Source organism: Christiangramia sp. LLG6405-1, assembly GCF_045055805.1.
Taxonomy (GTDB): Bacteria; Bacteroidota; Bacteroidia; order Flavobacteriales; family Flavobacteriaceae; genus Christiangramia.
Genome location: NZ_CP159330.1, coordinates 1,708,887 through 1,731,546, shown reverse-complemented (window position 1 = coordinate 1,731,546; position 22,660 = coordinate 1,708,887). Strand labels below are relative to the sequence as shown.

The following is a 22,660-nucleotide window of genomic DNA, read 5'->3' as shown; positions in this document are numbered from 1 at the left end:
TTACTTCCGACTAAAAAGGCCGCTGAATTACAGCGGCTTTTTTTTATTAACCAATAAATTAAATACCATGAAGAAATTGATCGTTCTATTCTTAATTATCAGCATCGTAAGCTGTAAGAATTCTTCCGAAGAAGAGAAAATCCCTGTTGAACCTGATAATGGTATTGGAGATGGCGCTGGACCTCCGCAGGTTTTAAGTTTTTCTGAAAATATAGAAGAGGCTCACAACAAATCTGCCTTTAAAATGAAGGAAGCCGTTTCATTTGATATTCAGCTTAATTTTGGAGGTTCAGAAATATTGAATGCAAAACTAGCTATGAATACAAACTCAAGTGGGATCAGAATCGAGAAAAATAAGGGTTCAACCATCGTATTTGATGGAAGTGAAGTAGCTATTTCACCAGATTCCAATCCTACAGATGGCGCTCGTTTTGATATTTTCACCTGGCAATATTTCTTTGCAATGCCTTTCAAACTTACAGATCCAGGTACCGTTTGGGAAGAATCAAGTCAGCGTAAGCTTGATAGCCTAGAATATCCATCCTCTAAATTAACTTTTAAAAGTGATACCGGAGATTCACCAGACGACTGGTATGTGGTGTATCAGGACGATAAAAGCAAGTTATTAAAGGCCGCCGCCTATATTGTGACTTTTGGTACAGATAAGTCTAAAGCTGAAGAAAATCCACATGCGATCGTCTATAGCGATTACAAGACAGTCGAAGATGTAAGTTATGCCACTACCTGGAGTTTCCATAACTGGAATGAAGAAAGCGGATTAGGTGATAAAATTGGAGAGGCAAAGATCTCGAATGTCCAGTTCTTTCAACCTGAGGAGAATTATTTTCAGATTCCCGAAAACTCAAAAGAGGTTAAGAAATAAGCTAAACCTTCTCTGGAATAGCAGACATGCTTAAGTTCTTATAAATGATCTGGTAAAATTGCTGGACATCATATGGTTTTATAATGATGTCGCTCATCCCTGCGGATTGGATCTCCTCACGAATTTCTTCTACCTCCACAGCCGTTAAAGCTACAATAGGAAGATATTTATTGAAGGTGCGAATTTCACTGGTAGCTTCCAGTCCGCTAATACCAGGCATATTTACATCCATAAGTACAAGATGGTAATTAGATTCCCTGACCATTTCTATGGCTGTGGTACCATCGCCGGCAACTTCACATTCAAAATCCTTCTTCTCAAGAATTCTTTTGGTAACTACTTGATTGATTCGGTTATCATCAACGATCAGGATACGTTTTTTACCATGCAAAGCGAGTTGATCCAGATCATCTTCTATAACCGGAACTTCAGCTTTAGTGTGATCAATTCCGAAGTCTATAGTAAAACTAAATGACGATCCCTCCCCTTCTTTAGTATCCAGTTTGATCTTAGAACCAAAGAGTTTCAGTAATTTTTTTACAATAGGTAAACCTAGTCCTGTTCCCTGGTAATTATAATTGCTATTCTCTAGTTGCGAGAATTCCTCAAAGATTATCTTCTTTTTACTTTCAGGTATCCCTGGACCATTATCTTCAATTACAAAATGGATCTTCGCGGTATCAGTATTCTCCTCCAGATGATTGATGCTTATCTTAATTAGACCACGCTCAGTGAACTTCATCGCATTACCCACCAGATTCATAAGAACCTGTGACAATCGAACTGAATCCCCTATCAAATATGATGGAATTTGATCGTCAATATCCAGATTGATCTCATTCTTATTCTGTACTCTCGTAAATTCAAAACTGTTTACAATACTACTTAGAAGTTCCCGAATGTTGAACGAAACACTTTCCAGCTTAACTTCATTGCTCTCCATCTTATTCATTTGCAGAACATCGTTGATAAGCGCCAGAAGATAATCTGCTGAAAATTTTAATGATTTAAGATCAGTTTTATGTTTCTTCAGCCTTTTATCCTCCAGCAGTAGAGAGGTAAGCCCAATCACTCCGTATAAAGGCGTTCGAATCTCGTGACTCACCGTACTGAAAAACCTGGTTTTCATTCTGGATAAATTTTCAGCCTGGTCACGCGCAGATTTATATTGCCTATTTTTCTTCTGAAGCTCGGAAATAAGGTTTCTTCTGTCACGGTTTATTTTAAAAAGAAACACCAATATAAAAACAAGTACTACTGAAGAGATGACCATAATGATCACTTTTTCCTTAGAACGATTTATCAATTCATCCTTAAGGCTCTCTTCTCTCTGGGCAATTTCAAGATCCTTTTCGTATTCTGATAGTTTAAATTTCGCATTGGCGATCTCCATCTCCCGTACTTTTTCACTCTCAAATATGAGATCATTGAATTCGGTAAACTTTCTTTGTGCATTGAAAGCTCCCTGATAATCTCCTTCCTTTTCGAGAAACGCAGCATAATATTTATAAGCCTCAGCCGCTTCCATATACAGACTATCCTTTTCTGCTAACTGCAGAGACTTATCGTAATATACATGAGCAGAATCAAATGCCTTTTTATGCACATAATACCTTCCATGCAGCATATACATTTGAGATAACCAGGCATTATAACGCGAATCGTTTTCTTTAACTTCATCCAGCATTAGTTCGAGTGCACGATCCAGGAATGGAAATGCTCTATCATATTGATTTGCATCAAGGTAGGTCCAGCCAATGTTGGTGGTTGGCGCAATAAGCTCTTCCCTCATATTCAGGTCCCTTGCGAGCTTTATAGCTTTATTATAATAATCGATCCCTTCATCCCTGTAAGCTGGATTCTCAGAAAGTGCATTCCCGAGATTATTATAGGATGTTAGAAGTATGGAATCATTTCCAGTCTTTTCGGCGTATTCCAGACCAAAAGCATAATTCTGCCGGGCACGGTCTAGATCTTTTGTATCAGAATATATATGTCCCAGGGAATGATAAGCTCTAGAAACATATAGATTATTATCCTTTTCTTTGGCTAAAGTGACAAGATCATAAGCCTTATCTACCGCTTGCTGATACTGGTATTTTAGAATATCCTCGTTGACTTTGTCAAGCAGAGTTTGAAGTGTATCTTTCGGTTTTTCAAGGCTATGCTGCGCATTAGTAACGCTGAAGCATAAAAAAAACAAGAGAAAATAAACTGGAACGTTTGTTTTCAATTAATTTATATTAGGTTATCGATAGATTTTGGACGCTGAAATTACTCCATTTAAAGTACTTACACAACTAAAATTTTCAAAAAACATCTAACTATTAACAATTTAGCCATGTATTTATTTGCATTATCTTCATCAAAAATCTTAATTATGGAAAATCCGTGGCATCTATATTTAATGTCCTTTATGTACATTTTCGCAGGTATTATGCATTTTGTAAAACCGAAAATGTATATGCGAATTATGCCGAGATACCTACCGTCCCACAAACAGCTGGTTTTACTCAGTGGTCTAGCTGAGATACTTCTTGGAATCGGATTATTATTTACTTCGACAAGAAACGCTTCCATCTATGGAATTGTGATTATGCTGCTTATATTTTTACTGGTACACTTTTATATGCTGTCCTCAAAAAAGGCCGCAGCAGGAATTTCACGCTGGATTTTAATTGCGCGAATTCCCCTACAGTTTGTTCTTATATGGTGGGCACTTTTTTACCTGATATAAACTTATGGAAAGTATAGAATTACAAGGTACAAGTCTGCTCTATATTGAAGATTTTCTAAGTAATGAACAAGCGGATAAACTCTTTGGAAAATTACTGCATTACGAGCAATGGAGGCAGGATCATATCAAAATGTTTGGGAAGGAAATACTTCAGCCAAGACTTACCGCTTTATTCAGTGATAATCACAATGCATATACCTACTCTGGTCTTACTATGCATCCAGAGCTATTTCCTTCCTATTTGACAGGTGTTAAGGAACGCTGTGAAAAGGTTTGCGAACAGTCTTTTAATGCCTGCCTGGCGAATCTCTATCGCGATGGTCAGGATAGTATGGGCTGGCATGCCGATGATGAAAAGGAGCTTGGAACCAATCCTTTTATTGCTTCAGTAAGTGTTGGTGAGCCTCGCATGTTTCATCTAAAGCACCGAAAAGACAAAAACCTAACCTACAAAAAAAGGCTGCAACACGGCAGCCTTTTAGTAATGAGAGGTGAAACTCAGAAATTCTGGAAACATCAATTGCCTAAAACAAAGAAGCAGGTTGGCCCCAGAATAAATCTCACGTTTCGAAAAATTTATTAAGAGTATATATCATTCAATACCTTCGCAAGTCTAAGTCCGCCTTTTTGCAATTGGGCCAGTACCTGCGGCATATGATCGTACATATATCTATATCCTAGCTTTTCACCATTCTCTACTCCATCATACAGATCCTCTGCCATATCTCTGGACTCATAAACCCAGTCCAGCAATTCACCTTTCTGTATTGATGCCTTTTGTTTCTTGGTAAGGCTACCTGTATTCATCGCTAATTCAGTATAGCTCATCTGGTAAAAATTGATCATCTCACTATCCCAAACCCTGTGAATGTTCGAACCATCATTGAACCATCTCACCTGTATATCGTTTCCGCCTTTATCTTCAGAATGTCCGGTATGGAATGGCTGATGCAAATCTCCAACAAAATGTACCAGCATTTTCAAATGAAACTGCTTCTCATCCCTGGAAGCCGACTTATCCTTTAGAACTTTCACACATTTTCTGATGGCTTGAACCAGGTCACCATCTTCACTTGCTTCAGCTTCGATATAAGTGTCCTGATCTGGATCAATATTTACATAATGCCACGGTCCATATTTTCTATATGCAGCATCGCTTTTAATATCATCGGCGTAATTAGCCACAAATGCAAGTCCATGGCCATCCAGTAGATCATTGATCGCCTTCTGGGCTTCTTTAGATAAATGACTTTGCGCAATCTCTGCAGTTGCACGATGACCTGTTTTCCCCCAATCTGAATCGGCCGCCTGACCTTTAGCACACATCAGTAAAACAGCGAAAAGAAATAGTATTTTTTTCATAGTAGTATTTTATAGAATCCAAATATAGGGCTCCCAATAAAATTTTAATGTTAAGAATTGAAATTCATTAAATTTAATATAGTATATTTATGATATCATTTTAATATCATATTTCACATGACTGAAGAAAAAACTATCACTGGATTTAATGGATACATTATGCTATTCGCATTCTTAATCCTTTTGTTTGGAAGTATTATTGCCATTTTCAATACCGGTAGTCCAGTATGGGCATTGGGTGTATTGATTGCTTTTCTTATAGTTCCCGGACTTATCCTGGTGAATCCAAACGAGTCTAGAGTACTTTTGCTTTTTGGTGATTATAAAGGTACAGTAAAGGAGAACGGACTTTTCTGGGTGAATCCGTTCTATACTAAAAAGAAGATCTCACTAAGAGCGAGAAATTTTGACAGTGAGAGATTAAAAGTGAATGATAAGCTTGGAAATCCAGTAATGATAAGTACCATTCTGGTTTGGAGGGTTCAGGATACTTTTAAAGCATCCTTTGATGTAGATAATTTTGAGAATTTCGTAGTAGTGCAGACTGATGCAGCCGTTCGGAAATTAGCCAGTTTATATCCATATGATAACTTTGCAGATGAAGGTCTGGATGAGGATATCACTTTGAGATCAAGTGTAAATGAAGTAAGTGATGCTTTGGAAAAAGAGCTGGAGGAACGACTGAATATTGCAGGAATTGAAGTTCTTGAAGCACGTATTGGATATCTAGCCTATGCAAATGAAATTGCCAGCGCGATGTTGAAAAGACAACAGGCTACGGCAATTGTGGCTGCAAGGCACAAGATTGTAGAAGGTGCAGTTAGCATGGTCGAAATGGCACTCGAGGAACTTAGCAGAAAGCAAGTAGTTGAACTGGATGGAGAACGCAGAGCCGCTATGGTTAGTAATCTAATGGTGGTGTTATGTGGAGATCGGGATGCGACACCCGTAGTAAACGCCGGAACTTTGAATCACTAGAATGCGCATATTCAAGGAGAACCAGAGATTCAGACAATGGTGGCTTATTATTCTTTTGATCACCATTGTAATCGCCAGTGCACTCCCTCTTTTTTCTGAAATATCTATAAATAAGGTACGGCTTGAAAGTGTGATCGCGCCAATAATTAGTTTACAGGTTTTTGTTCTGATATTTATTCTGAAACTTGAAACAAGGATTAACAGCAAAGGAATAACTGCAGGTTTTGAACCTTTACCTTTCTTCAGAAGAAATTATAACTGGGACGAGATTAAGGAATGTTATATAAGAACCTACGCACCTGTTTCTGAATATGGAGGATGGGGAATAAAAGGCTTCGGAAGAGCGAAAGCCTATAACGTTTCAGGAAACAAAGGTATACAGATCATCACAAAAAATAATGAACGCTTTTTAATTGGAACTGAAAAATCTGAACTGGCAAGAAGAGCGATCAACAAGAATTTTAAAAATCATAAAGAATGAAGAAATCAATCTGTTTTGTTTTGATGATCATCTCCTCGCTATTCGCATTAGCGCAGGATACAACATTTACAGAAACTGAATTGAGTGTAGATGAATTTACAGACGGTACGCTAACATTACCAGCCGAAAAAAATAATAAATACCTGATCGTTTTCATCCAGGGATCTGGCCCAACAGATAGAAATGGGAATCAGCCAATGTTGCAGAACGATGGCATAAAGAAAATAGTCCGGGAACTGGCGGGCATTGGGATTGCTTCTTTTAGATATGATAAACGAATCTTTAAAGCACAAACACTTCAGTTGAGCGAAAAAGACATGATCTTCGAGGATTTTGTCGAGGATGCGAAAAATGTAGTAAAGCATTTCAGAAAAGAAGAAAAATTCAGCAACATCATCATAGCCGGACACAGTGAAGGTAGTCTTATTGGGATGCTGGTCGCTCAGGAAAACGCTGACGCATTTATTTCATTAGCCGGCGCAGCGGACCCTATTGACAAGATCATTACGGAGCAGGTCACGAACATGGCTCCTGAATTAGGTGCGAGTGCACGTACCGCTTTTGATGAAATGGCAGAGAATGGAAAAACTTCTAACTATAGTCCTATGCTGGAACCAGTGTTTAGACCTTCAGTTCAACCATTTATGGCGAGCTGGATGAAATATAACCCTTCAGAAGAAATCAGTAAACTTAAGATCCCGGTTCTTGTAATGAATGGAACTTCAGATATTCAGGTGAGTGAAGAGCAGGCTCAAAAACTGGCAGAGGCGAATGAGAATTCAGAATTAGCGATTCTGGATCAAATGAATCACATTTTCAGAAAAATTGAAACGAAAGATCGACTGGTAAATTCAAAATCTTATAATGAACCAAACTTACCTTTGCACCCTGAGCTAGTTTCAATTTTAACTGAATTTGTAAAGGAACTTGACTAAATTATGGGTAAGAAAAAGGCATTTGCACTTCGGGTTGATGAAGATATGCTAAAAGCGATTGAGAAATGGGCAGCTGATGAATTCAGAAGTACCAATGGACAGATCGAGTGGATGCTAAACAAGGCCCTGAAAGACTCAAAACGACACCCCAAACCAAAAAATGACCAGGAATAATGTTCAAAATAGTATTTTCAGATATTGACGGCACACTATTAAATGCAGATCGTGACCTATCAACACTTACCATACAAACCATTAAATTGCTGGAAGAAAGAGATATACCATTCATTTTAATAAGCTCCAGAATGCCGGCAGCCATGCGCCATCTTCAGCAAAAGCTAGGGATAGAGCATCACCCAATAATCTCCTACAATGGCGGACTCATCCTCGTAGATGGAAAAGCCGTGAGTTCTACGGAAATTCCAATTAATACTCTGGAAAGTTTACATCAATTTAATATCGCACAAGATGTACATCTAAGTCTTTTTCATGCTGATGAGTGGTATGTTCCCAGAGAAGATTTCTGGACACGTAGGGAAATTAATAACACCAAAGTACAACCGACTTTTAGTAGTAATGCCGACGTTTTAGAAACCTGGAAAGCTGCCGGAAAGGGCGCTCATAAGATCATGGCGATGGGAGAAGAAGAAAAGATCGATAGCATCAGGGACTTTCTTGTTAAAAATCACGGTGAGGATCTTCATTTGTACCGAAGCAAACCGAGTTATCTCGAGATCGCACCCCGAAAGATATCAAAGCTTACTGCGGTGGAGCATTTACTAAAAGAGCATTTTCGTTTACCGCTCTCACAAAGTATGGCTTTTGGAGACAACTACAATGATCGTGAAATGCTGCAGGGTGTTGGTTTAGGAATCGCCGTAGGAAATGCCAAGCCTGAAGTACTGGAAATAGCTCACATGGTTACCGCACCAGGAAAGGATGATGGTGTAGCGCAAAGTATTCGTGAGATCCTATTGCAATAACTAAAAAGGAGACCGGCAGAAATTTTAAAAATTGTATTTTGCCGATCAACTTTTAAAAATTCTATGGAAACAACTGCCTTATTCACCAATGATGCGATCGTCTTTGGACTATTAATGATCGCTCTGGGTTTTGTGTTTTACACCTCTTCTCAAAAAGAAGGATTCTGGAGTAAATTTTATAAAGTCGTTCCCGCATTACTTATGTGCTACCTCATCCCGGCGATTTTTAATTCGGTTGGACTCATAGATGATGACATTTCACAACTTTATTTTGTTGCCAGTCGCTACCTTTTACCTGCGGCTCTGGTATTAATGACTTTAAGTATAGACCTGAAGGCAGTATTCAACCTAGGTCCTAAAGCTCTTATTATGTTCTTTGCAGGAACTCTGGGTATCGTCCTTGGGGGACCGCTCGCGATTTTACTCATCTCTGCATTTTCTCCGGAAACTGTAGGCGGTGTTGGTCCAGACGCAGTTTGGCGAGGCCTCTCTACAATTGCTGGTAGCTGGATTGGTGGTGGTGCAAACCAGGCCGCAATGCTCGAGATCTACGAATACAATCAGGATCTTTACGGCGGGATGGTTCTTGTCGACATTATAGTTGCCAACCTCTGGATGGCCATAGTATTGATGGGAATTGGTAAAAATGAAGCAATAGATAGATGGCTACAGGCAGACAATTCAGCCATTGAAGAATTGAAAGTTAAAGTTAGCAGTTACGCTGAAAGTGTTAACAGGATTCCAATGTTACCGGATTTTATGATCATGCTGGCTCTGGCATTTGGAGCAGTTGGTATAGCGCATTGGGGAGCAGATGGAATTTCTACATACCTAACCGCGAATTTTGATATTTTCAATGATGGCAAAAGCGCACTTTCCTCCTTCTCTTCCCAGTTTTTCTGGATGATCACGATTGCTACTGCCCTGGGTATCATGTTCTCATTTACCAAATTTAAAAAATACGAAGGTGCTGGCGCCAGTAAAATTGGAAGCATATTTATCTATATCCTTGTTGCCACCATCGGTATGAAAATGGACCTGACATCGGTATTTGATAATCCCGGACTTCTGGCGATAGGTCTCGTATGGATTCTGATTCATGTGATCGTACTGGTTATAACTGCGAAACTTATAAAGGCGCCGTACTTTTTCCTTGCGGTAGGAAGCCAGGCCAATGTAGGCGGGGCAGCATCAGCTCCGGTAGTTGCAGCAGCCTTTCACCCATCTCTTGCAACCGTAGGTGTGCTACTGGCAGTGTTTGGTTATGTAGTGGGTACTTATGGCGCTATTTTGTGTACAATTTTAATGCAATTAGCAGCTACCAGTTAGTAATAAACAGAAAAATATAAGATATTTGCGCACTTTAAAACTGCATCCCACAATGAAAAAATTAGCTCTTCTTTTAGTTATTCTGATCAGCATTAGTGCCTGTTCCGAAAAAGAAAGCAACCTGATTGTAAATGGAGAGATCAAAGGTCTGAAAAAAGGAACTTTGTACCTTCAAAAAATTGAAGACACTGCATTGGTAAATGTAGACTCAGTTCAGGTAACAGGAGATCCAAATTTTACTATGGAAACCTATCTGGAGAGTCCCCAGATCATGTACCTCTATCTTGAAAAGGTTGATAATAACCAGTATGATGATCGCATAGATTTTTTCGCAGATCAAGGGCAGATCACTATCAACACAAAACTGGATAAGTTTGAAACCAGTGCAGAAGTAATTGGCTCTGTAAACCAGGAGAAATTAGTTGAATACAGGAAAATGATAAGTAGGTTCAATGACCAAAACCTCGATTTGATCAAAGCAAGTTTCGAAGCAGAAAAAGATCAGGACGAAGAGAAACTTATGGAGATCGACCAGAAGTATGATAAATTGCTACGTAGAAAATATCTCTATACTGTAAATTTTGCACTGAATAACAAGCAACATGAAATAGCACCTTATCTTGCACTTTCTGAAGTTTTTGATGCAAACATCAAGTACCTGGATACTATTTATAATTCCCTAGAACCAAAGATCAAAAAATCTAAGTATGGTGAGGAATTGAAAAGCTTTTTGAAAGAACGCAGAAAAGAGGAAAAACTGGAAGATAAAGTGCAGGCGCAGGATGTTGAAAACTCCTAGTTTAGCATAAAATACAACGAAAAAGGAGCCAAATGGCTCCTTTTTTTTATTTCTTAATATTTCTTTGGGTCAAAAGAAGAACAGTGTTCCATATTTTGTAGAAAAAACAACTATGAATAAGACGAATACAGAATATGACCTGATCTGTGCCGGCGGAGGTATCATGAGTGCAAGCCTTGCTCTAATGCTGAAATTAATAGATCCGGATATTAAGATAATCATCTTTGAACGATTGGCAAAGATTGCCCAGGAAAGTACCAAAGCATGGAATAATGCAGGTACTGGGCATTCAGCATTCTGTGAACTTAACTATACTCCAGAGCAGGAAGATGGCTCTATAGATATTTCCAAAGCAATTGATACTTTCCAGCAATTCGAGAAATCAAAACAGTTCTGGGCTCATTTGACCAGTCAGGAATTAATAAAAGACCCCCAGAGTTTTATTCATAGTATTCCGCATCATGCATGGGTTCGCGGGGAAGATAATGTAGAATTTCTGAAGAAGAGGTTTGAGCGTATGAGTTCTGAATTTATGTTTGAAGAAATGGAATTCACCCAAGAACAAGAGACGATGAAAAAGTGGTTCCCGCTTATCATGAAAGATCGTGAACCAGATGAAAAAATGGCGGCAACCCGAATGGAATTAGGAACTGGCGTAAACTTTGGTTCTCTTACTGAACAATATTTTGATCTTTTAGAAAATCATTTCAAAGTTCCGGTTATAAGAAACACGGAGGTTCTGGACATTGATCCTGATGGACCCGAAGACTGGTCGGCTATAGTTAAAGATCTGAATACTGGCGAAAAATCCTATTACGACGCGGAACATATTTTTATTGGTACTGGAGGAGGCGCTTTGCCTCTATTACAAAAAGTCGAGATCCCTGAAAAGGATGGGTATGGAGGCTTTCCAGTGAGCGGACAGTGGCTTTCTTGTACGAATAGAGATATTATCGAGCAACATGATGCCAAAGTTTATAGTAAAGCAGGTGTAGATGCACCACCAATGTCAGTACCTCATCTGGATTCGAGATTTATTGATGGTAAGAAAGAATTACTTTTTGGACCTTTTGCAGGTTTCAGTACCAAATTTCTAAAAGAAGGATCTATTCTTGACCTGCCTAAGTCTTTACGTTTTGACAATATTCCATCTATGTGGGGTGTTTTCTGGCACAATCTTCCGCTTACCACCTATCTTATCGACCAGGTGCGAATGAATCACGAAGACCGAGTAGATGAATTAAGAGTTTTTCTCAAGGATGCTAAACCGGAGGATTGGGAACTAAAAGTTGCTGGACAACGAGTTCAGATCATAAAGCGAGATAAGGAACAGGGTGGTGTACTGGAGTTTGGTACAGACGTAGTACATAGCAAGGATGGTAAAATAACAGCTTTCCTCGGAGCTTCACCGGGCGCATCTACTGCTGTTCATATTATGCTTGAGGTGATGCAGATTGCATTTCCAGAGAAAGTAAGAACTAAAGAATACCGTAAACAATTAGATAAAATGATCCCCTTCTGGAACAGAGATGTTCGTGAAGACAAAGAAGGCTTTAAAGCTGTTCAAGAGCGTACCAGTAAGTTGTTGCAACTTGACGCCCTGCACTAAGAATAAAATTTTGGTTACAATAAAGGCCTCTCAAATGAGAGGCTTTTTTTATGTCGAAGGAAATTGGCTTCCGATTCTCTCTGAAAACTGCCGTAAACTGAATATTCTTAAAACAAAAAAGCTTCCCTTTCAAGGAAGCTTTTGATTAAGAGCCGATGGAGGGACTCGAACCCACGACCTGCTGATTACAAATCAGCTGCTCTAGCCAGCTGAGCTACATCGGCAACTTATTAAAGCGCATTCAGTTTCTCGACAAGGTCTTTCGCCTTCTTCTCAAGATCCTTTTCGATATCTCTAAAGTGTTTCTGTTTATTTTCAACGTCACGTCGATTGATCTCTCTGATCAATTCATCGTAATCGCTGATAGCTTCGTCCACGATAGCTTCAGACTTATTGTCGTCTTTCTTCGGGTTAGCCATTTGGTGAATATAGGCAGCATCGATGATGTCTCCCATTACATAATTCACGTTTTTCTTAAGCAGTCTTTTACTAGCCATTATCATTTAATTTCGGCTGCGAATTTAAACTATTTTTCGAAACGAAAATGATTTTATCAAAATTTAATTCTGATATTTTTTCAGAATATCGAGTGCTTCAGGCATATGTCTCGAAGCGCTCATACTATTGAACCTGTGCAGTAGTTTACCATCCTTACCAAAAACAAAGGTTTCTCTTCCGGGAAGAAGTCCTAAAAGACTGGCTTTCACATTGAATGCGTTTCTTGCTAGTTTGTCTCTATCGGAAAGGAAAATGTATGGCAAATTATATTTTTCACTGAATTTCGCATGGGAGGCAGTAGTATCTGCACTAATCCCAATAACCTCAGCACCCAGATCCTGAAATTCCTGGTAACTATCACGAAAGCTGCAGGCTTCCTTGGTACATCCCGGAGTAAAATCCTTTGGATAAAAATAAACTACAAATGCTTTTTCACCCACAAGATCTCTAAAATTAAATTCCTTGCGATTCTGATCCTTTAACCTTAAATCTGGTACTAAATCTCCCTTTTTCATTATTCTCCTTTATAAGTGACATAATTACGCGGAGTCTCATACAGCGTAACTTCCAGGTCATGTGTTTCCTGAATTTGTTTACGAAGTTTATTCCATATGACTACTGAAATATTTTCAGCAGTAGGATTCAGATTCTTAAACTCTTCCACCTCTACATTCAGGTTCTTATGATCAAAAGCATCTTCAACTTCTGTTCGAATGAGGTCCTTCAGAATTTTTAAATCCATCACAAAACCAGTTTCCGGATCTATATTACCAGTCACAGAAACGATCAACTCATAATTATGACCATGATAATTCGGATTACTGCATTTCCCAAAAACCTCGAGGTTCCCGGCATCATCCCAGTCTTTTCTATATAGTCGATGAGCTGCATTAAAATGAGCTTTTCTGTGAACTGTTACTCTCATTGCTGAATGTGTGAATAATATTTATCAAAGATGATCTTAAACCATTCAGTATAAATAGAAGGATTCGTTTGCATATCCTTTTCTATTGCTTCCAGTGACATCCACTTCCACTCTGCTACCTCATCTGGATTTAGATCTGGCTTACCTTCAAAATATCCTACGAGAATATGGTCGAATTCATGCTCCGTAAGACCATTATCAAATGGCGCTTTGTAAATAAAAGAAATGGTGTCTTTAAGTTCTGTTGAAAAACCCATCTCTTCCTGTAATCTACGCTTTCCAGCTTCAATATTGGACTCCCCCTCGCGCTGATGACTACAGCAGGTGTTTGTCCAGAGACCAGGTGAATGATATTTCGACAAAGCTCTTTGTTGAATCATCAATTCATTCTTATCATTAAAAACAAATACTGAAAAAGCTCTGTGAAGTAATGCCTTTTCATGGGCTTCGATCTTTTCCATCAGCCCTATTTGCTCATCTTTTTCGTTAACTAAAATTACTTTTTCCTGCGCCATTATTAAATTTGAAGCTCAAATGTACAAAATCAGGGTTTTGTTTCATAAGGATGCCGATTAAGCAATTCCTAAAGTTTTCCGAAGAGTACAGACATTCTAAAATTTGATTTAGGGCAATTCTTTAAAACCAGCAATCCCATGATTACGTAAATGTGTTTGCAAATTGTTGGGAAAACAATCGCTATGAAAAAAAGGAGTCTGTGGGGGACTTCTTTTTCATTTCATAAAACTTCTATTTATACTATCATTGAAAGTAATTGGCACGCACATAAATCCTTAAAATAATCTTACTTTTGCAGCTGCAAATATCCGTTATGAAGCAGTACCAGAAAGAGATCAATAAAAGAAGAACATTCGGGATCATATCTCACCCAGATGCCGGTAAAACTACCTTAACTGAAAAACTACTTTTGTTTGGAGGAGCCATCCAGGAAGCTGGGGCCGTGAAATCTAACAAGATCAAAAAAGGAGCTACCAGTGACTTTATGGAGATCGAACGTCAACGTGGGATCTCGGTAGCAACATCTGTACTTGCTTTTGAATACAGAGATATCAAGATCAATATCCTGGATACTCCAGGGCACAAGGATTTTGCTGAAGATACATTTCGAACACTTACTGCTGTAGATAGTGTGATCGTTGTGATCGATGTTGCCAAAGGTGTTGAAGAGCAAACTGAAAAGCTTGTGGAAGTTTGCCGTATGCGGAATATTCCCATGATCGTTTTTATTAATAAACTGGATCGTGAGGGAAAAGATGCTTTTGAACTTCTGGATGAAATTGAACAAAAATTAAATCTAAAAGTAACTCCTCTTAGTTTTCCAATTGGGATGGGTTATGACTTTAAAGGAATCTATAATATCTGGGAAAAGAATGTAAACCTTTTCACGGGTGATCCTAGAAGAGATATTGAAGAAACTATTGAGATCGATGACCTGCAGAATGAAGAACTTGATCAATTGATTGGTGATAAAGCTGCTAATGACTTACGTGAAGAGCTGGAATTAGCACAAGGAGTTTATCCAGACTTTGACAGGCAGGATTACCTGGATGGTAAATTACAACCAGTATTTTTTGGATCTGCTTTGAACAATTTTGGAGTACGTGAACTACTGGACTGTTTTATAACAATAGCTCCACCTCCCCGCCCAAAAGAAAGTGATACCCGACTTGTAAGACCGGAAGAAGAAAAGTTTACAGGTTTTGTATTTAAAATTCACGCGAATATGGATCCGAAACATAGGGATCGATTAGCGTTCATAAAAATTGTTTCAGGTAAGTTCGAACGTAATAAAAATTATCTACATGTTCGGAATAATAAGAACATGAAGTTTTCTTCTCCAAACGCATTTTTTGCTGAAAAGAAAGAAATTGTCGATACTTCCTATCCTGGCGATATCGTTGGACTTCACGATACCGGTAGTTTTAAAATTGGTGATACATTAACTGAAGGTGAGAACCTCATGTACAAAGGTATTCCTAGCTTTTCACCAGAACACTTTAGATATATAAATAATGCCGATCCTATGAAATCCAAGCAATTGGAAAAAGGGATTGACCAGTTGATGGATGAAGGTGTTGCGCAGTTGTTTACCCTGGAACTTAATGGTAGGAAAGTTATCGGAACCGTTGGTGCCTTACAGTTCGAGGTTATTCAATACAGACTGGAACATGAATACGGAGCAAAGTGTACCTATGAAAACCTCAATGTGCATAAAGCTACCTGGGTTGAAGCAGAAACTGAGAAGTCTGAAGAGTTCAAGGAATTTAAGCGTGTGAAGTCAAAATACCTTGCGAAAGACAAATCTGGACAATTGGTATTTCTAGCAGATTCTCAGTTCTCACTACAAATGACTCAGCAAAAATATCCTTCTATCAAATTCCATAGTACATCTGAATTTTAGAATTAGTAGAAGTTTTGATAATTATAGAAACTAAAACATCCTGAAAATAGACTTATAAATTTCACTATTTTCGGGGCAAATCTTTACCATGTCCCAGATAGATCAGTTCATTGCAGATTTCGCTTCCCTCGTTTGGGGGATACCACTGGTAATACTATTAATAGGTGGCGGAATTTATCTCCTGATCTATTCTCGTTTTTTACCTTTTCGCTATTTAGGGCATTCTGTAGAAGTACTTCGAGGGAAGTATAACAATCCTGATGATCCAGGAGATATCAACCATTTTCAGGCATTATCCACGGCACTTTCCTCAACAGTTGGAATGGGAAACATTGCCGGTGTGGCCGTTGCCATTGCCGTTGGTGGACCAGGCGCTATATTCTGGTTATGGATAAGTGCGATTGTTGGTATGGCTACGAAGTTTTTCACCAATACTCTTGCGGTCATGTATCGTGGAAAAGATTCCGAAGGAAAAATTCAGGGCGGGGTCATGTACTTTATAGTGGAAGGACTCGGTAAGAAATGGAAACCAATGGCTGCCTTTTTTGCGGTTGCTGGACTTGTAGGTGCTCTGCCAGTTTTTAACGTAAACCAATTAACCCAAGCTATTAATTATATTCTGCTAGAGCCTAATGGGGTGCAAACAGGTTTTGGAACGAGTGTTGTCATAGGAATTATCCTAACTATAATTACCACCATTGTTATCATAGGTGGACTGGATCGTATTAGTAAAACGGTTTCGAAACTGGTACCAGCAATGGTGCTTCTATATTTAGTATCGGTGGTCGCCATACTGTTCGTGCATTATGATGTGGTACTCAGCTATTTTGGTATGATCTTTACCGACGCTTTTGCTGCGGAAAATTATAAAGGAGATCCTTTGCTAGGAGGCGTCTTGGGAGGCTTGATCTTACTTGGGATACGTAGAGGTGCATTTTCCAATGAAGCTGGAATTGGAACTGCTACGATGGCTCATGGGGCTAGCAAAACATCTGAACCTGTTCGTGAAGGTCTTATAGCTATGCTGGGACCGGCAATTGACACGCTGGTTGTTTGTACACTCACAGCAATGGCTATTCTGGTCACTGGTGTCTGGCAAACTGAAGATGTGAACGGGGTCAGCCTGACTGCGGCAGCTTTTGACGAAGCAATACCATATGTAGGAAATTATCTATTACTGCTTTGTATACTAGCTTTTAGTGTATCCTCATTATTTTCTTATTCTTACTACGGAACAAAATGTTTATCATTCCTGGCCGGTGCTGAAAATAAGAAGTATTACAACTACGTCTATGTTCTTAGTATTCTCGTTGGAGCTACCACATCTTTAAGCTTTATTCTGAATCTAATTGATGGGTTTTTCGCATTGATGGCGATTCCTACAATGATTGCTACTCTTATTATGGCTCCACGTGTTATGAAAGCTGCTAAAATATATTTTGCGAAGTATAAATAAAAAGATTTCTAAAGTCCGGGTTAAACCACACCATAGAAATCTTTTTACTGAAGTGTTTTTGCTGAATTATGCCTGACCAGTTGGTCCAAAATTTAGCGGCACTGGTGCTTTATCATAATCCTTGATCTCTCCATGAGCCTTCTCAAAGCGTTGGATATTATCCCCCAAAGCTTTTAATAAACGCTTTGCGTGCTGCGGAGTCAGAATGATCCTCGATTTCACTTTGCTTTTAGGCCTACCTGGCATGATATTCACAAAATCAACTACAAATTCAGATACTGAATGGTTGATAATAGCGAGATTAGAATATGTTCCTTCTGCAACTGCCTCGTCTAATTCTATATTGATCTTACCTTTATCCTGATTCTTTTTATTCTCGTCACTCATAATTTAATTTTTAAGCTCATAAGATATAAAATAATGCTTAGGCTTTTCTTTTGTAGCTAACAAAATCGGCACTTACAGGCTCGATCTTCTTTTCCCTGAATTCTGCAGCGATCTGTCCACGATAATAAGTAGCACGGTTCACAACATGAAATATAATATCACTAATTGAATTCTGATGGGATTCATTTTTAGTGTCTGAAAATGAAATATTTTCATCCAGTTCTCTCTCTTCCAGGATTTCCAGAGCAACCTGATAATTACGCTCTTCGATCTCTTTTAATTTCTCAGGTTCCCAAACTTTCCAGACATCGATCACTTCACCATCAGTGATTCTATTATTCCATAAGGTCTGAGAATTTAATATATGGGAAATGAGTTTTTTTGAGCTTTCCGCGATCACATAGTGCAGATCTCCATCGTTAAATTTCGAAATGATTTCAAGGTTAGTTTCATGAGAATACTGCAGTATCTCTTTCATAAATTTTTTCATGCTGCAAAGATGAGTATAAATAAAAAAGGCCCCGCTGTGAGCGGAGCCTTTTAAGATAAACTTATCAGGGAATTAGTTATAATTAACTTCCTGTTTCTTCTCAAGCATTTCGTCAAATTCCTCTTTGGAACCAACGATAATACTATCGTACTTTCTCATACCTGTACCTGCTGGAATTCTATGTCCAACAATTACATTTTCCTTCAATCCTTCAAGTTTGTCGATCTTACCATTAACTGCAGCTTCGTTCAACACCTTAGTTGTTTCCTGGAAGGAAGCAGCCGAGATAAACGACTTAGTCTGTAGTGATGCTCTCGTAATACCCTGAAGTACCGGATTAGCAGTTGCAGTGATCACATCTCTTGCAGTTGCAAGATTCTTATCCTCTCTTCTAAGAATTGAATTCTCATCTCTTAGATCTCGTGGAGTAATGATCTGTCCAGCTTTTAGTCTTTCTGAATCACCAGCATCTTCTACTACTTTCATTCCGAATAACTTATTGTTTTCGTCAATGAAATCAGCTTTATGTACTAGTTGATTCTCAAGGAAGATCGTATCACCTGGATCAACAATTCTTACTTTACGCATCATTTGTCTTACAACAACTTCAAAGTGCTTATCATTAATTTTCACACCCTGTAGTCGGTAAACTTCCTGAACTTCGTTTACAAGATACTGTTGTACCGCGTTTGGTCCTTTGATATTCAAGATATCTTCAGGAGTAATAGATCCATCAGAAAGTGGCATTCCCGCTCTCACGTAGTCATTTTCCTGTACAAGGATCTGGTTAGATAGTTTAACCAAATATTTCTTAACCTCTCCAAGTTTAGATTCTACGATGATCTCACGGTTACCTCTTTTAATCTTTCCGAAGGAAACAACACCATCAATCTCAGATACTACAGCTGGATTAGATGGGTTACGTGCTTCGAAAAGTTCAGTAACTCTTGGAAGACCTCCTGTAATATCACCTGCTTTAGATGATTTACGTGGAATCTTCACCAAAATCTTACCTACACCAATCTTTTCAGCATTGTCCACCATAAGGTGAGCTCCTACTGGTAGGTTATAAGAACGAATCACTTCATCCTTCTTCCCTAAGATGTGTAATGTTGGGATCAATTTCTTGTTTCTGGATTCAGAGATTACTTTCTCCTGGAATCCTGTCTGCTCATCAATCTCAACCTGGTAAGTAACACCCTGGTCTACATTTTCGTATTTGATTTTACCGGCAAATTCAGAAATAATCACACCGTTATATGGATCCCAGGTACAGATGACATCACCTTTAGTTACCTTGGCGCCATTCTCGATATTGATCTGAGAACCGTAAGGGATGTTGTTATTACTTAATACAACACCTGTTTTCTTATCCTTAATCTTAAGTTCAGCAGTACGAGAGATCACGATGTCTGCAGTTCCACCATCAGGGGCTTCACCTTTAACAACTTTTAGATCTTCGATCTCTGCAACACCATCAAATCTTGCTTCAAGCTTATTGTCTTCAGAAATGTTACCTGCAATACCTCCAACGTGGAATGTACGTAGTGTAAGCTGTGTACCAGGTTCTCCAATAGATTGTGCAGCAACAACACCAACAGCTTCACCTGTTTGTACGATCTTGTTAGTTGCAAGGTTTCTACCGTAACACTTGATACAGATCCCTTTCTTCGCCTCACACGTTAGTGGCGAACGTACTTCAACACCTTCGATTGGCGCAGCTTCGATCTTAGCTACAATTTCTTCAGTAATCTCTTCGTTCGTTCCAACGATAAGTTCTTCTGTAGAAGGATTTACAACATCATGTAGAGAAATACGTCCAAGGATTCTCTCTCCTAATGATTCTACAATCTCTTCATTCTTCTTAAGTGGCTTAACTTCGACACCTCTTAAAGTTCCACAATCATCTTCATTAACAATTACATCCTGTGAAACATCTACCAGACGACGAGTTAAGTAACCAGCATCGGCAGTTTTTAGTGCTGTATCGGCAAGACCTTTACGAGCACCGTGAGTGGAGATAAAGTATTCAAGAATTGAAAGACCTTCCTTAAAGTTAGAAAGAATCGGGTTTTCAATAATTTCACCACCTCCAGAATTGGATTTCTTAGGCTTAGCCATCAATCCACGCATACCGGTTAACTGACGAATCTGTTCCTTCGAACCACGCGCACCAGAATCAAGCATCATATACACAGAGTTAAACCCTTGCTTATCCTCACGAATACGCTTCATTGCAAGATCTGTAAGACCTGCGTTGGTAGAAGTCCAGATATCAATTACCTGATTATAACGTTCGTTATTGGTTATAAGACCCATGTTATAGTTTCCTATAATGCCTTCAACTTGCTCGTTAGCTTCATCAATCATAGATTGCTTCTCTTCAGGGATAATAATATCACCTAAACTGAAGGAAAGTCCACCACGGAAAGCGAATCCATATCCAAGACCTTTAATCTCATCAAGAAATTCTGAAGTTTCAGGAACACTAGTAATTCTTAGAATATTACCAATGATCTCACGAAGTGATTTTTTAGTAAGTACTTCATTGATGTAACCGGCCTTTTCAGGAACAGCTTCATTAAATAATACTCTACCAACAGTGGTATCCTTGATCATGTAAACCAATTCACCTTCTTCGTTGAAATCCTTAGTTCTAATCTTAATACCTGCATTCAGGTCTACACGCTTCTGGTTGTAAGCAATAACTAGCTCTTCCGCAGAATAGAATGTAAGTCCTTCACCTTTTACCGGCTCCTCTTTCGTACCAATCTTAAGTTTGGTCATGTAGTAAAGACCCAAGACCATATCTTGAGAAGGTACCGTAATTGGAGAACCGTTTGCAGGGTTCAATATATTATGAGAAGCAAGCATTAATAACTGTGCTTCCAGAATAGCCTCAGGCCCAAGTGGTAAATGAACTGCCATCTGGTCACCATCGAAATCGGCGTTGAATGCAGTACATGCAAGTGGGTGAAGCTGAATTGCCTTACCTTCAATAAGTTTAGGCTGGAATGCCTGAATTCCCAGACGGTGAAGCGTAGGAGCACGGTTTAATAGTACCGGATGCCCTTTAAGCACATTTTCCAGAATATCCCAAACTACAGGTTCTTTTTTGTCTATGATTTTCTTCGCAGACTTCACTGTTTTTACAATACCTCTTTCTATCAGTTTTCTGATGATAAAAGGCTTGTAAAGCTCAGCTGCCATATTCTTCGGAAGACCACACTCAAACATTTTAAGTTCTGGTCCTACAACGATTACAGAACGTGCTGAATAATCCACACGCTTACCAAGTAAGTTCTGACGGAAACGTCCCTGCTTACCTTTCAATGAATCTGAAAGTGATTTAAGAGGACGGTTGGAATCAGTTTTTACTGCTGAAGATTTTCTTGTATTATCGAATAATGAATCTACAGATTCCTGAAGCATACGTTTTTCATTACGTAAGATCACTTCAGGAGCTTTGATTTCCATTAATCTCTTCAAACGATTGTTACGAATTATCACACGACGGTAAAGATCATTTAAATCTGAAGTCGCAAAACGACCACCGTCAAGAGGCACCAAAGGTCTAAGTTCTGGCGGAATTACCGGCACAACTTTCATGATCATCCACTCTGGATTGTTCTCTCTGTTCTTATTCGCATCACGGAAAGCTTCCACAACCTGAAGACGTTTAAGTGCTTCAGTTTTACGTTGTTTTGAAGTTTCGTTATTCGCTTTGTGTCTTAGTTCATAGGAAAGCTCGTCAAGATCGATTCTCTTAAGGATCTCGATTAGACATTCAGCTCCCATTTTAGCGATAAATTTATTTGGATCGCTGTCGTCCAGGTATTGGTTCTCCTGAGGAAGTTCATCTAAAATATTCAGATATTCTTCTTCAGTAAGGAAGTCCATTTTTTGTAGAGCTTTCCCTTCTTCATCTGTCGCATTACCTGCCTGGATCACTACATATCTTTCGTAGTAGATGATCATGTCAAGTTTTTTAGACGGCAGACCTAGCAAATAACCAATTTTGTTAGGTAAAGAACGGAAATACCAGATATGTGCTACAGGTACTACAAGGTTGATGTGACCTACACGATCTCTACGAACCTTTTTCTCTGTAACTTCCACACCACAACGGTCACAAACGATTCCTTTGTATCGGATTCTTTTGTATTTTCCACAGGCACACTCATAATCCTTTACAGGACCAAAAATACGCTCACAGAACAAACCGTCACGCTCTGGTTTGTGCGTACGGTAATTGATCGTTTCAGGCTTAAGAACTTCACCACGAGATTCCGCAAGGATGGACTCTGGAGAAGCTAAACCTATAGAGATCTGGTTAAACCTCTGTACTGTATTTTTATCATTATTTCTAGCCATAATAACTGCTGCTAA

Annotated in this window: 22 protein-coding genes and 1 tRNA gene; 13 read left to right on the top strand and 10 right to left on the bottom strand. The window is 38.9% G+C overall.

Going from position 1 to position 22,660, the window contains the following annotated elements; translation table 11 throughout:
- The first annotated feature begins 67 nt into the window (after positions 1 to 67).
- On the top strand, positions 68 to 883 hold the full coding sequence (locus tag ABVM50_RS08070) for a hypothetical protein (protein WP_405198101.1): 816 nt from the start codon (positions 68 to 70) through the stop codon (positions 881 to 883).
- Position 884: 1 nt separating this feature from the next.
- On the opposite strand, the gene ABVM50_RS08065 is transcribed toward ABVM50_RS08070, so the two are convergent.
- Complete coding sequence (locus tag ABVM50_RS08065; RefSeq protein ID WP_405198100.1) at positions 885 to 3,116, bottom strand: response regulator; 2,232 nt, start codon at positions 3,114 to 3,116, stop codon at positions 885 to 887.
- A 147-nt stretch (positions 3,117 to 3,263) separates the two neighbouring features.
- On the opposite strand from ABVM50_RS08065, the gene ABVM50_RS08060 reads away from it, so the two are divergent.
- Together ABVM50_RS08060 and ABVM50_RS08055 are read left to right on the top strand one after the other, a co-directional pair.
- Complete coding sequence (locus ABVM50_RS08060) at positions 3,264 to 3,620, top strand: hypothetical protein (RefSeq protein WP_405198099.1); 357 nt, start codon at positions 3,264 to 3,266, stop codon at positions 3,618 to 3,620.
- A 4-nt stretch (positions 3,621 to 3,624) separates the two neighbouring features.
- The gene (locus tag ABVM50_RS08055; RefSeq protein ID WP_405198098.1) at positions 3,625 to 4,203 is read left to right on the top strand and encodes an alpha-ketoglutarate-dependent dioxygenase AlkB family protein; all 579 of its coding nucleotides are present in this window, start codon (positions 3,625 to 3,627) and stop codon (positions 4,201 to 4,203) included.
- Here ABVM50_RS08055 and ABVM50_RS08050 read toward each other — a convergent pair.
- Positions 4,200 to 4,982, bottom strand: coding sequence for a S1/P1 nuclease (locus ABVM50_RS08050; RefSeq protein ID WP_405198097.1), 783 nt, complete (start codon positions 4,980 to 4,982; stop codon positions 4,200 to 4,202). The two genes, ABVM50_RS08055 and ABVM50_RS08050, sit on opposite strands and share 4 nt — an antisense overlap.
- A gap of 117 nt (positions 4,983 to 5,099) precedes the next feature.
- Between ABVM50_RS08050 and ABVM50_RS08045 the strand changes: the two genes are divergently transcribed.
- The 8 genes from ABVM50_RS08045 to mqo all read left to right on the top strand — a co-directional run bounded on the left by ABVM50_RS08045 (position 5,100) and on the right by mqo (position 12,096).
- Entirely contained in the window at positions 5,100 to 5,960 is an 861-nt protein-coding gene (locus ABVM50_RS08045) for an SPFH domain-containing protein (RefSeq protein WP_322302176.1), read from the top strand.
- Position 5,961: 1 nt separating this feature from the next.
- Entirely contained in the window at positions 5,962 to 6,441 is a 480-nt protein-coding gene (locus tag ABVM50_RS08040; RefSeq protein ID WP_405198096.1) for a hypothetical protein, read from the top strand.
- On the top strand, positions 6,438 to 7,376 hold the full coding sequence (locus ABVM50_RS08035) for an alpha/beta hydrolase family protein (protein ID WP_405198095.1): 939 nt from the start codon (positions 6,438 to 6,440) through the stop codon (positions 7,374 to 7,376). Before ABVM50_RS08040 ends, ABVM50_RS08035 begins: the two co-directional genes overlap by 4 nt.
- Positions 7,377 to 7,379: 3 nt before the next feature.
- Positions 7,380 to 7,550: an Arc family DNA binding domain-containing protein gene (locus ABVM50_RS08030; protein ID WP_295180483.1), complete on the top strand. Its 171-nt coding sequence runs from the start codon at positions 7,380 to 7,382 to the stop codon at positions 7,548 to 7,550.
- Positions 7,550 to 8,359 (top strand): HAD family hydrolase, encoded by an 810-nt coding sequence (locus ABVM50_RS08025; RefSeq protein ID WP_405198094.1) that lies wholly within the window; start codon positions 7,550 to 7,552, stop codon positions 8,357 to 8,359. Before ABVM50_RS08030 ends, ABVM50_RS08025 begins: the two co-directional genes overlap by 1 nt.
- Positions 8,360 to 8,422: 63 nt before the next feature.
- Entirely contained in the window at positions 8,423 to 9,688 is a 1,266-nt protein-coding gene (locus ABVM50_RS08020; protein WP_405198093.1) for a DUF819 domain-containing protein, read from the top strand.
- A 52-nt stretch (positions 9,689 to 9,740) separates the two neighbouring features.
- Positions 9,741 to 10,487 (top strand): DUF4369 domain-containing protein, encoded by a 747-nt coding sequence (locus ABVM50_RS08015; protein ID WP_405198092.1) that lies wholly within the window; start codon positions 9,741 to 9,743, stop codon positions 10,485 to 10,487.
- A gap of 112 nt (positions 10,488 to 10,599) precedes the next feature.
- Entirely contained in the window at positions 10,600 to 12,096 is a 1,497-nt protein-coding gene (gene mqo / locus ABVM50_RS08010; protein WP_405198091.1) for a malate dehydrogenase (quinone), read from the top strand.
- A gap of 150 nt (positions 12,097 to 12,246) precedes the next feature.
- Here the strand turns inward: mqo and ABVM50_RS08005 are convergent.
- From ABVM50_RS08005 to idi, 5 genes are all read right to left on the bottom strand, one after another.
- Positions 12,247 to 12,320 (bottom strand) — tRNA-Thr (locus tag ABVM50_RS08005).
- 6 nt (positions 12,321 to 12,326) lie between these two features.
- On the bottom strand, positions 12,327 to 12,593 hold the full coding sequence (locus ABVM50_RS08000; RefSeq protein WP_141877100.1) for a hypothetical protein: 267 nt from the start codon (positions 12,591 to 12,593) through the stop codon (positions 12,327 to 12,329).
- Between the two features lie 63 nt (positions 12,594 to 12,656).
- Positions 12,657 to 13,109, bottom strand: coding sequence for a peroxiredoxin (locus tag ABVM50_RS07995; protein WP_405198090.1), 453 nt, complete (start codon positions 13,107 to 13,109; stop codon positions 12,657 to 12,659).
- Complete coding sequence (locus tag ABVM50_RS07990; RefSeq protein ID WP_405198089.1) at positions 13,109 to 13,519, bottom strand: 6-pyruvoyl trahydropterin synthase family protein; 411 nt, start codon at positions 13,517 to 13,519, stop codon at positions 13,109 to 13,111. The genes ABVM50_RS07995 and ABVM50_RS07990 overlap by 1 nt, the downstream gene beginning before the upstream one ends.
- Positions 13,516 to 14,034, bottom strand: coding sequence for an isopentenyl-diphosphate Delta-isomerase (gene idi / locus ABVM50_RS07985; protein ID WP_405198088.1), 519 nt, complete (start codon positions 14,032 to 14,034; stop codon positions 13,516 to 13,518). The genes ABVM50_RS07990 and idi overlap by 4 nt, the downstream gene beginning before the upstream one ends.
- A 314-nt stretch (positions 14,035 to 14,348) precedes the next feature.
- Here idi and ABVM50_RS07980 point away from each other — a divergent pair, with 314 nt between their 5' ends.
- A complete protein-coding gene (locus ABVM50_RS07980; protein ID WP_405198087.1) occupies positions 14,349 to 15,938 on the top strand; it encodes a peptide chain release factor 3 in 1,590 nt (529 codons plus the stop codon).
- A gap of 88 nt (positions 15,939 to 16,026) precedes the next feature.
- Positions 16,027 to 17,394 (top strand): alanine/glycine:cation symporter family protein, encoded by a 1,368-nt coding sequence (locus tag ABVM50_RS07975; protein WP_405198086.1) that lies wholly within the window; start codon positions 16,027 to 16,029, stop codon positions 17,392 to 17,394.
- A 66-nt stretch (positions 17,395 to 17,460) separates the two neighbouring features.
- Here ABVM50_RS07975 and ABVM50_RS07970 read toward each other — a convergent pair whose 3' ends face one another.
- The 3 genes from ABVM50_RS07970 to rpoC all read right to left on the bottom strand — a co-directional run bounded on the left by ABVM50_RS07970 (position 17,461) and on the right by rpoC (position 22,645).
- Complete coding sequence (locus ABVM50_RS07970; RefSeq protein WP_405198085.1) at positions 17,461 to 17,781, bottom strand: DUF3467 domain-containing protein; 321 nt, start codon at positions 17,779 to 17,781, stop codon at positions 17,461 to 17,463.
- Between the two features lie 37 nt (positions 17,782 to 17,818).
- Complete coding sequence (locus tag ABVM50_RS07965) at positions 17,819 to 18,259, bottom strand: DinB family protein (RefSeq protein ID WP_405198084.1); 441 nt, start codon at positions 18,257 to 18,259, stop codon at positions 17,819 to 17,821.
- Positions 18,260 to 18,343: 84 nt separating this feature from the next.
- A complete protein-coding gene (rpoC, locus tag ABVM50_RS07960) occupies positions 18,344 to 22,645 on the bottom strand; it encodes a DNA-directed RNA polymerase subunit beta' (protein WP_405198083.1) in 4,302 nt (1,433 codons plus the stop codon).
- Positions 22,646 to 22,660 lie beyond the last annotated feature (15 nt).

Excerpts from the sequence above, each read along its gene's own strand:
- ABVM50_RS08070 (WP_405198101.1), top strand. The coding sequence starts at position 68 with ATGAAGAAATTGATCGTTCTATTCTTAATTATCAGCATCGTAAGCTGT.
- ABVM50_RS08060 (WP_405198099.1), top strand. The coding sequence starts at position 3,264 with ATGGAAAATCCGTGGCATCTATATTTAATGTCCTTTATGTACATTTTC.
- ABVM50_RS08055 (WP_405198098.1), top strand. The coding sequence starts at position 3,625 with ATGGAAAGTATAGAATTACAAGGTACAAGTCTGCTCTATATTGAAGAT.
- ABVM50_RS08050 (WP_405198097.1), bottom strand. The coding sequence starts at position 4,982 with ATGAAAAAAATACTATTTCTTTTCGCTGTTTTACTGATGTGTGCTAAA.
- ABVM50_RS08045 (WP_322302176.1), top strand. The coding sequence starts at position 5,100 with ATGACTGAAGAAAAAACTATCACTGGATTTAATGGATACATTATGCTA.
- ABVM50_RS08040 (WP_405198096.1), top strand. The coding sequence starts at position 5,962 with ATGCGCATATTCAAGGAGAACCAGAGATTCAGACAATGGTGGCTTATT.
- ABVM50_RS08035 (WP_405198095.1), top strand. The coding sequence starts at position 6,438 with ATGAAGAAATCAATCTGTTTTGTTTTGATGATCATCTCCTCGCTATTC.
- ABVM50_RS08030 (WP_295180483.1), top strand. The coding sequence starts at position 7,380 with ATGGGTAAGAAAAAGGCATTTGCACTTCGGGTTGATGAAGATATGCTA.
- ABVM50_RS08025 (WP_405198094.1), top strand. The coding sequence starts at position 7,550 with ATGTTCAAAATAGTATTTTCAGATATTGACGGCACACTATTAAATGCA.
- ABVM50_RS08020 (WP_405198093.1), top strand. The coding sequence starts at position 8,423 with ATGGAAACAACTGCCTTATTCACCAATGATGCGATCGTCTTTGGACTA.
- ABVM50_RS08015 (WP_405198092.1), top strand. The coding sequence starts at position 9,741 with ATGAAAAAATTAGCTCTTCTTTTAGTTATTCTGATCAGCATTAGTGCC.
- mqo (WP_405198091.1), top strand. The coding sequence starts at position 10,600 with ATGAATAAGACGAATACAGAATATGACCTGATCTGTGCCGGCGGAGGT.
- ABVM50_RS08000 (WP_141877100.1), bottom strand. The coding sequence starts at position 12,593 with ATGGCTAGTAAAAGACTGCTTAAGAAAAACGTGAATTATGTAATGGGA.
- ABVM50_RS07995 (WP_405198090.1), bottom strand. The coding sequence starts at position 13,109 with ATGAAAAAGGGAGATTTAGTACCAGATTTAAGGTTAAAGGATCAGAAT.
- ABVM50_RS07990 (WP_405198089.1), bottom strand. The coding sequence starts at position 13,519 with ATGAGAGTAACAGTTCACAGAAAAGCTCATTTTAATGCAGCTCATCGA.
- idi (WP_405198088.1), bottom strand. The coding sequence starts at position 14,034 with ATGGCGCAGGAAAAAGTAATTTTAGTTAACGAAAAAGATGAGCAAATA.
- ABVM50_RS07980 (WP_405198087.1), top strand. The coding sequence starts at position 14,349 with ATGAAGCAGTACCAGAAAGAGATCAATAAAAGAAGAACATTCGGGATC.
- ABVM50_RS07975 (WP_405198086.1), top strand. The coding sequence starts at position 16,027 with ATGTCCCAGATAGATCAGTTCATTGCAGATTTCGCTTCCCTCGTTTGG.
- ABVM50_RS07970 (WP_405198085.1), bottom strand. The coding sequence starts at position 17,781 with ATGAGTGACGAGAATAAAAAGAATCAGGATAAAGGTAAGATCAATATA.
- ABVM50_RS07965 (WP_405198084.1), bottom strand. The coding sequence starts at position 18,259 with ATGAAAGAGATACTGCAGTATTCTCATGAAACTAACCTTGAAATCATT.
- rpoC (WP_405198083.1), bottom strand. The coding sequence starts at position 22,645 with ATGGCTAGAAATAATGATAAAAATACAGTACAGAGGTTTAACCAGATC.